This window comes from Oleiphilus sp. HI0066, assembly GCF_001635725.1.
In genome coordinates, this window is the sequence record NZ_LWFH01001391.1 from 1 (window position 1) to 709 (window position 709).

The 709-nt window shown below is 46.5% G+C and carries 1 protein-coding gene; it reads left to right on the forward strand.

Annotation, left to right across the window (positions count from 1 at the left end; all coding sequences use genetic code 11):
* The coding region (locus A3738_RS20975; protein ID WP_304440122.1) for a 1-deoxy-D-xylulose-5-phosphate synthase N-terminal domain-containing protein at positions 1-709 on the forward strand (709 nt) is incomplete at both ends.

Genomic DNA, 709 nt, shown 5'->3' on the forward strand with positions numbered 1-709 from the left:
TAGCAGCAAAACACAAAGGTGAGAATCGTAGAGCAATTGCAGTCATCGGAGACGGCGCGTTAACCGCTGGCATGGCGTTTGAAGCACTTGCCCACGCAGGCGACATTTATCCTAACCTGCTCGTCATTCTTAACGACAATGACATGTCGATCTCCAACAATGTTGGCGGCTTAAAAAATCACTTAGCACAAATCCTTTCAAGCAAGGCATACAATCAAGTACGTGACGGTAGTAAGCGTGTATTGAGCGGCACACCGAGCCTTCGTGAATTTGCTCGTAAAACCGAGGAGCATGTCAAAGGTCTAATGGCCCCAAGCACCTTGTTTGAAGAACTAGGCTTCAACTATATTGGCCCAATTGATGGCCATGACCTGCCACTACTAATTCAAACACTTGATAACATGAACCACATGAGCGGCCCTCAGTTCCTGCATGTTGTCACGAAAAAAGGGCGTGGATTCGCTCCTGCCGAATCCGATCCTATTGGCTACCATGCAATCAACAAAATCGAAGCCAAGCAAGCCAACCAAAACATCGCAACTGCCAAGAAAAAGCCGAGCTACTCAAATATCTTTGGTCAATGGATTTGTGATGCAGCAAAAGCTGATCAACGCATCATTGGGATCACACCAGCAATGAAAGAGGGATCAGACCTTGTATCTTTTGCCGAACAATTTCCCGAACGCTATTACGATGTCGCTATTGCTGA